Origin of the sequence: Streptomyces sp. HUAS TT11, from assembly GCF_051553595.1 — a bacterium.
Taxonomy (GTDB): domain Bacteria; phylum Actinomycetota; class Actinomycetes; order Streptomycetales; family Streptomycetaceae; genus Streptomyces.
Genome location: NZ_CP196187.1, coordinates 155,631 through 162,418, shown reverse-complemented (window position 1 = coordinate 162,418; position 6,788 = coordinate 155,631). Strand labels below are relative to the sequence as shown.

The 6,788-nt window shown below is 68.0% G+C and carries 6 protein-coding genes and 1 pseudogene; 3 read left to right on the top strand and 4 right to left on the bottom strand.

The features are described from left to right. Window positions 1-429: 429 nt before the first annotated feature. From ACSHXN_RS47545 to ACSHXN_RS47530, 4 genes are read right to left on the bottom strand one after another with little or no spacing between them, the layout of a single operon-like run. The gene (locus ACSHXN_RS47545) at window positions 430-801 is read right to left on the bottom strand and encodes a DUF2255 family protein (protein WP_438307103.1); all 372 of its coding nucleotides are present in this window, start codon (window positions 799-801) and stop codon (window positions 430-432) included. A gap of 51 nt (window positions 802-852) precedes the next feature. Next, entirely contained in the window at window positions 853-1,872 is a 1,020-nt protein-coding gene (locus tag ACSHXN_RS47540) for an aldo/keto reductase (protein ID WP_355804409.1), read from the bottom strand. 25 nt (window positions 1,873-1,897) lie between these two features. Next, on the bottom strand, window positions 1,898-2,794 hold the full coding sequence (locus ACSHXN_RS47535; protein WP_359461638.1) for a helix-turn-helix transcriptional regulator: 897 nt from the start codon (window positions 2,792-2,794) through the stop codon (window positions 1,898-1,900). A 2-nt stretch (window positions 2,795-2,796) separates the two neighbouring features. Then, a complete protein-coding gene (locus ACSHXN_RS47530) occupies window positions 2,797-3,120 on the bottom strand; it encodes a carboxymuconolactone decarboxylase family protein (protein WP_359461636.1) in 324 nt (107 codons plus the stop codon). Window positions 3,121-3,317: 197 nt separating this feature from the next. On the opposite strand from ACSHXN_RS47530, the pseudogene ACSHXN_RS47525 reads away from it, so the two are divergent. From ACSHXN_RS47525 to ACSHXN_RS47515, 3 genes and pseudogenes are all read left to right on the top strand, one after another. After that, window positions 3,318-4,338 (top strand): annotated as a pseudogene (locus ACSHXN_RS47525) (alcohol dehydrogenase catalytic domain-containing protein). Window positions 4,339-4,429: 91 nt separating this feature from the next. Further along, window positions 4,430-5,869, top strand: coding sequence for an MFS transporter (locus tag ACSHXN_RS47520; protein ID WP_438307102.1), 1,440 nt, complete (start codon window positions 4,430-4,432; stop codon window positions 5,867-5,869). Further along, window positions 5,869-6,753 carry an aldo/keto reductase gene (locus ACSHXN_RS47515; protein ID WP_438307101.1) on the top strand — a complete coding sequence of 295 codons (885 nt, stop codon included), beginning with the start codon at window positions 5,869-5,871 and terminating at the stop codon, window positions 6,751-6,753. Before ACSHXN_RS47520 ends, ACSHXN_RS47515 begins: the two co-directional genes overlap by 1 nt. Window positions 6,754-6,788 lie beyond the last annotated feature (35 nt).

Below are 6,788 nucleotides of genomic sequence, written 5' to 3'. Positions count from 1 at the left end.
TGCCGCACCGATCCCCTAGAACCAAGACAGAGCAATGCGATAGGCACCCGCCTTCGTCTCGCGAGGCGCGCGCCCACGAATGGCCCGTTCGCCGGCTTTGTTGGTGCGGTGACGATCCGGCAGGCCTCGGGTCAACGAGATGCCGCGATGGTTGGTATGCCGAGATTTTGAGTTTGTCCTTCTGCTTGCGACCGTCGCGCAGTTGTCCGGCGAGTTCGTCGAAGAAGAAACGCATGAGTTGAAGGCCTTCTGCGCCTCGATCCCCGGCATGAAGGATGTGTTGGAGGGTGGTGCCCCAGGCATTACATAACCGTAGTCGCCTCGTGAGTGTGGCTGATCATTCAGAATGAGGCTCGCAGGTGGCGAACACGGTAAAGGTGAAGACCAGATGGGGCGCGGTCGGCGGTGCCGGTGTGTCCAGCAGGAGCTTCAGCGCGGCTCCAAGCAGAGCGTGGAGGTGCGGGCCTGGCCGGTCAGGACGTGTTCGACGATGGTGGTGTAGCGCCCGTACTTGTCGCGGTAGGCGGCATCCACATCGGCGTACTCGCCGGGCGCGGCCTCATGGAAGGTGACATCCCGTGTTACACCGCCGGCCTCGATGCGCCCCTGGCGACGGGACTGCGTTCCCCGGTACCAGGAACCGGCGGTGCCCTTGACGGAGCGCACGTAGAGGCGGCCACCGGCGCTGACCACCCACATCGTCACCGGATCGCGCAGGGTGCCGTCGACCCGCGTGGACTGCAGGTCCAGTTCCTCCGCCGCGCCGATTTTCTCCAGATCTGTGCCGTTCCAGTGTGTCATCGTCGTTTCCTTCCGAGCCGTCAAAGTCTGGTTTGGCGAGGCCAGCTCGTGTCAGCGGCGCCGCTGGTCGGGGCGTAGCTCGAAATCGCCGTAGCTGTTGTCGGCGGGGTTGACCGTCACACCGGGAGCCACGATCTCGTCGATGCGGTCGAGTACGTCGGTTGAGAGCGTGACGTCGGCGGCGGGCAGGAACGCTTCGAGCTGCTCCATGGTGCGCGGCCCGATGATCGCCGAGGTGACGCCGGGGTGGTTGATCACGAACGCGACGGCCAGCTCGATCAGCGTGAGACCGGCCTTCTCGGCGAGGAGCACGAGCTGTTCGACGGCGTCGAGCTTGCGCTGGTTGGCCGAGGTGCTCATGTCGAAGCGGGCCGGGGGGCGCGCCGCGGAGGCCGGGCCGGAGGAGGCGTCCTTGCGGTAGCGGCCCGAGAGCCAGCCGCCGGCGAGCGGGCTGTAGGTCAGCGTGCCCATGCCGTGACGGCGCACGGTGGGGAGCACGTCCTCCTCGATGCCGCGCACCAGGATCGAGTACGGCGGCTGCTCGGTCACGAACCGCTCCAGGCGGCGCTCCCGGGAGGCCCACTGGGCCTCGACGATCTGGGAGCCGGAGTACGACGAGGAGCCGAGGTAACGGACCTTGCCCTGATGCACGAGGTCGGAGAGAGCGCCGAGAGTCTCGGAGACGTCGGTGTCCGGGCTGGGCCGGTGGACCTGGTAAAGGTCGATGTAGTCGGTGCCGAGCCGCCGCAGGGAGTTCTCGACCTCGCGAATGATCCAGCGCCGCGAGCCCCCCCGACTGTTGGGGTCGTCCTGGCTCATCGGCATGAAGAACTTGGTCGCGAGGAACACGTCCTCGCGACGGTTCTTGAGGGCCTTGCCGACGATCTCCTCCGAGACACCACCGGAGTAGACATCCGCGGTGTCGACGAAGTTGATGCCTGCGTCCAGGGCGCGGTGGATGATCCGCACCGAGTCGGCCTCGTCCTCGTTGCCCCAGGGGCCGAACATCATCGCTCCCAGACAGAGCGGGCTGACCTGGACGCCGGTGCGGCCGAGCGGTCGGTAGTGCATGAAAGCTGTTCTCCTCGTTGTGTCGTCAGTCGTCCCGCGAGGGCGCAACGGCGTCAGCGCTCGCCCAACTGGCGAGGAGACCGAGGGCCTCCTGCTCACGCGAGTCAGGTTCGGGGGTGTAGATGTTGATACGGAGGCCGGGATCGGCCGGCAGCTCCATCGCCTCGTAGGGCAGCGCGAGCTCGCCAACCAGTGGGTGCCGAAGGCGTTTCACGCCGGAACGGTGGAACTTCACGTCGTGGCGGGCCCACCGGCGTGCGAACTCGTCGCTCTTGGTCGTGAGTTCTCCGATCAGGTCGGTCAGCGCCTTGTCGTGGGGCGCTCGACCTGTCTCAGTGCGCAGGAAGGCGACCGAGTCGTCGGCCCCCTTGTCCCAATCCGCCCAGAAGTCCTGGCCCGCGGAGTCCAGGAACAGAAAGCGGGCGGTGTTGACCGGCCCGCGCTGGACGAACAGCGGGGAGTCGAAGACCGGAGCGTACAGCGCTCGGCCCAGCATGTTGGCGGCCAGGATGTCGAACCGTCCGTTGCGCACATACGCCGGCACGCCGGTCATCGAGTCGAGCATCCGTAGGATCGTGGGCCGCACGCGGGAGGTGGTCACCGCCGGCCGCCGACCCGCCGGAGTCGCCGCACGGGCCAGATCGTAGAGGTAGGTGCGCTCGGCCTCATCAAGCTGCAATGCGTGGGCGAGGGCGTCGAGCACCGATTCCGAGGCGCCGCTGAGGTTCCCACGTTCAAGGCGGACGTAGTAGTCCACACTCATTCCCGCGAGCAGGGCGACCTCCTCACGGCGAAGTCCTGCGACGCGGCGATTGCCGCCGTAGATGGGCAGCCCCGCCTGCTCCGGGGTGATCCGCGCCCGTCGGGTGCTCAGGAACTCGCGGACCTCGGCGGCCAGGCCCTTCTTACTCGTGGCGGACATGGTCAGATCCTGAAGACTTCCTTGGCGACGCTGATGGCGGACATGGCCTTGGGCCAGCCGGCGTAGAACGCCAGGTGAGTGATGGCTTCGACGAGCTCGTCCACGGTGCAGCCGTTGTCGCGCGCCCGGACGAGGTGGCCACGCAGCTGCTCGATGTTGCCACCCGTCACCAGCGCGGCGACGGTGATCATACTGCGGTCGCGTGGACTCAACTCGGGCCGCGCCCATACGTCGCCGAAGAGGACCTCGTCGGTGAGCGAGAGCAGTTTGGGTGATGCCTCCCCGATGAGCCGCTGGGCTGCTGTCGTGTGAGTGTCCTGGGTCACGGGTGGCTCCTTCTGGTTGCCGTGAAACGTGCGTCGGCCACTTCACCGTAAAACCGCCGATGACCTCCCTGAGAGGTACTGCTATTACCTGGAAGAGCAGTGACTCTCACGTGCACACGGGAACCGCGTTCCATGGAAGAGGTCAGGGACTTTGAAGTCCGACACCCAGCTGAAGGAACACTGTGCGCGCAGCACTCATGTACGGAGTCGGCGATGTCCGCGTCGGGCATGTCGCCGACCCGAGCCTCCAGGAACCCACCGACGCACTGGTCCGCATCACCACGGCCTGCGTCTGCGGCAGCGACCTGCACCCCTACCACTCGATGTCTCCTTCTGACGGCCCGGTCCGGATGGGGCACGAGTTCATCGGAGTCGTCGAGGAGATCGGTAGAGAGGTCAGCACCATGAAGAAGGGCGACCTGGTCGTCGCCCCGTTCGCCTACTCGGACGGCACCTGCGAATACTGCCGGGCCGGGCTGCACACCTCCTGCGTCCACGGTGGCTTCTGGGCCAGGAACGGCATCGACGGCGGCCAAGGGGAGGCGGCCCGCGTACCGCTGGCCGACGGGACCCTGGTCAAGCTCCCGGTCGGCGCCGACGACGCGCTCGTCCCCTCCCTCCTGACCCTCTCCGACGTCCTCGGCACCGGCCACCATGCCGCCCGTCCGCGGCGGAGTGCGGCGCGGCAGCACCGTCACCGTGATCGGGGACGGCGCCGTCGGCCTGCTGGCCGTGCTCGCCTCGCAGCGGCTCGGCGCCGAGCAGATCGTCCTCATGGGCCGACACACCGCCCGAACCGACCTCGGCCGTGAATTCGGAGCCACAGACGTGGTTGCCGAGCGCGGCGCCGGGGGCATCGAGAAGGTGCGCGAGCTCACCGGCGGCGGCAGCCAGATTGTCCTCGAAGCGGTCGGACACCGGCCCGCCTACGAGCAGGCATACGGAGTGGTCCGCCCGGGCGGCACCATCAGCCGCGTGGGCGTGCCCCAGTACGAGGAGGCTCCGATCGGCTTCGGCAGCCTCTTCGGCGGCAACATCACCCTGACCGGAGGCCCCGCCCCGGCCCGCGCCTACATCGACCAGCTCCTGCCCGACGTCCTGGAAGGCCGTATCGAGCCCGGCCGGGTCTTCGACCGCACCGTCGGTCTCGACGACGTTGCTGAGGGTTATCGGGCCATGGACGCGCGGACGGCCCTGAAGGTGCTGGTACGGCCGTGAACAGACGGTCTGAGGCCAACAGGGCGGCCGTTCTGGTGCGCCTCAACGACGCGTCGTTCACCAGCGCTGACGCCGGGAACCGGGCGACGCGATGACCACCATCGCACAGCGCGTGTCAGCGCCCGCCACAGAGAAGCCGAAGGGGGACCCGGCCTACGCGATGCTGATCCTCGCGATCATCTGCATCAGCTATTTCATGGTCATCCTCGACAACTCGATCGTCTTCACCGGGCTGCCGCAGATCCGGTCGGACCTGGGGTTCTCCGAGACCGGCCTGTCCTGGATCACCAATGCCTACGTTCTGGTCTTCGGCGGGCTGCTGCTCCTGGGGGCCCGGGCGGGTGACCTGTTCGGACACCGCCGGGTGTTCCTGTCCTCCCTGGTCGTCTTCTCGCTCACCTCGCTTCTGGTGGGGGCCGCCCAGAGTCAGTGGTGGCTGATCAGCGCCCGAGCGCTTCAGGGCATCGGGGCCGCGGTGCTGGCCCCCTCCGCCCTGTCCCTGCTCACCCGCAGCTTCGCCGAGGGCCGCGCACGCAACCGGGCGATGGCCGCGTACAGCGCTGTCGCCGGTCTCGGCGCTGCCGTCGGCCTGGTCGTCGGCGGATTGGTCGCCGACTTGGTGTCGTGGCGGGCCGGATTCTTCCTCAACGTGCCGATCGGCATCGTGATGGTCGTACTGGCGGTGCGGTTCCTGCCCGAGACCGACCGCCGACGAGGCCGCTTCGATGTCACCGGGGCGTTGCTGGCGACGCTGGGCTCGACCGCCCTGGTCCTCGGCATCGTGAACGCGGCCGACTTCGGCTGGACCGCACCCCTCACCCTGATCCCACTGCTGGCCGGTGCGGTGATGCTGGGGCTGTTCGTCCGGGTGGAGCGGCGGGCCGCGCAGCCGATCGTGCCGCTGCGGCTCTTCGCCAGCCGGGAACGCAGCGGCGCCTACATCACCCGAATGCTCTACATGGGCGCGATGATGAGTTTCTTCTTCACCGCGCAGTTCGTGCAGAGCGTCTACCACTGGACGCCGCTGCAGGCCGGGCTCTCCTTCCTGCCGATGACGCTGGTCAACTTCGTCTTCGCCGTCCAAGTGCCGCGGCTGCTGGAGAGGGCTCGCAAGCCGCTGGTACTCCTGACGGGGGTCGCCCTGACCACGGCGGGGATGGTGTGGCTCAGTTGCCTCGGCCTGCACACGTCCTACCTGACGGGAGTAGGGCTGCCGATGGTGCTCATCGGAGCCGGCCAGGGGCTGGCGCTGGCCCCGCTGACCTCCAGCGGGGTCGACGGCGTCGCTCCGGCGGACGCGGGGGCCGGGGCGGGGCTGGCCAACACCGTCCACCAGATCGGTAGCGCGCTGAGCCTGAGCATCCTCACCGCTGTGGCCGCCGCCGTCTCCACCGGCCACGAGGCCGCCGACATCGCAGCCCGCTCGGGCACCGCCCTCACCGGCTCCGCCGTACTGCTGGCACTGGCCGTCGTGGCCGTCGTCACGCTCATCGTGCCCTCACAGGCCACCCGCAACGAAAGGTCTCTCTGATGCAGACCCTCACCCTCAACAACGGCGTCCAGATGCCCGCCCTCGGACTGGGCGTCTTCCAGACCCCGCCCCAGGAGACCCGGGCCGCCGTCACCACCGCCCTCGAACTCGGCTACCGGCACATCGACACCGCAGCCGCCTACGGCAACGAGCGCGAGGTCGGCGAGGCTATCCGCGACTCTAAGGTGCCCCGCCACGACATCTTCATCGAGACCAAGATCTGGATCAGCGACTACGGGTACGACGCGACCCTGCACGGCTTCGACAAGAGCGCCGCAAAGCTCGGGGTCGACCAGATCGATCTGCTGATCCTGCACCAGGCCCTGCCGTCGGACTTCGACCGGACCGTCGCGGCCTACCGCGCCCTGGAGAAACTTCTGGCCGACGGCAGGGTCCGCGCCATCGGCGTTAGCAACTTCATGGTCGACCATCTGACCGCGCTGCTCGATGCGACTTCCGTCGTACCCGCGGTCAACCAGGTGGAGATCCACCCCTACTTCCAGCAGCGTGCCGTGCTCGACTTCGACGACCAGCACGGCATCCTCAACCAGGCGTGGTCCCCCATCGGGGGGATCACCTTCTACCCGGGATACGGCGAGGACCGCAAGAGCGTCCTTGAGGACCCGGCCGTCACGCGCATCGCCGAGGCCCACGGCAAGAGCCCGGCCCAGGTGCTGCTCCGCTGGGGCCTCCAGCACGGCCGCTCGGTCATCCCCAAGTCCACCCGACATGAGCGGATCGCCGAGAACCTCGACGTCTTCGACTTCGAGCTCACCGCCAACGAACTCGCCGCCCTCGACGCACTCGAGACCGGCCGGCGCGGCGGCCCCGAGCCCGAGACGGTCACGCTCGCCGCCTACGGTCGCGCCATCCCCGAAGCCTGAGCACACAACAACCCCAAGGTGTCACCACCGGCATC

Bases quoted from the DNA above. Each gene is read 5' to 3' on its own strand.
- ACSHXN_RS47545 (WP_438307103.1), bottom strand. From the start codon at position 801: ATGACACACTGGAACGGCACAGATCTGGAGAAAATCGGCGCGGCGGAG.
- ACSHXN_RS47540 (WP_355804409.1), bottom strand. From the start codon at position 1,872: ATGCACTACCGACCGCTCGGCCGCACCGGCGTCCAGGTCAGCCCGCTC.
- ACSHXN_RS47535 (WP_359461638.1), bottom strand. From the start codon at position 2,794: ATGTCCGCCACGAGTAAGAAGGGCCTGGCCGCCGAGGTCCGCGAGTTC.
- ACSHXN_RS47520 (WP_438307102.1), top strand. From the start codon at position 4,430: ATGACCACCATCGCACAGCGCGTGTCAGCGCCCGCCACAGAGAAGCCG.
- ACSHXN_RS47515 (WP_438307101.1), top strand. From the start codon at position 5,869: ATGCAGACCCTCACCCTCAACAACGGCGTCCAGATGCCCGCCCTCGGA.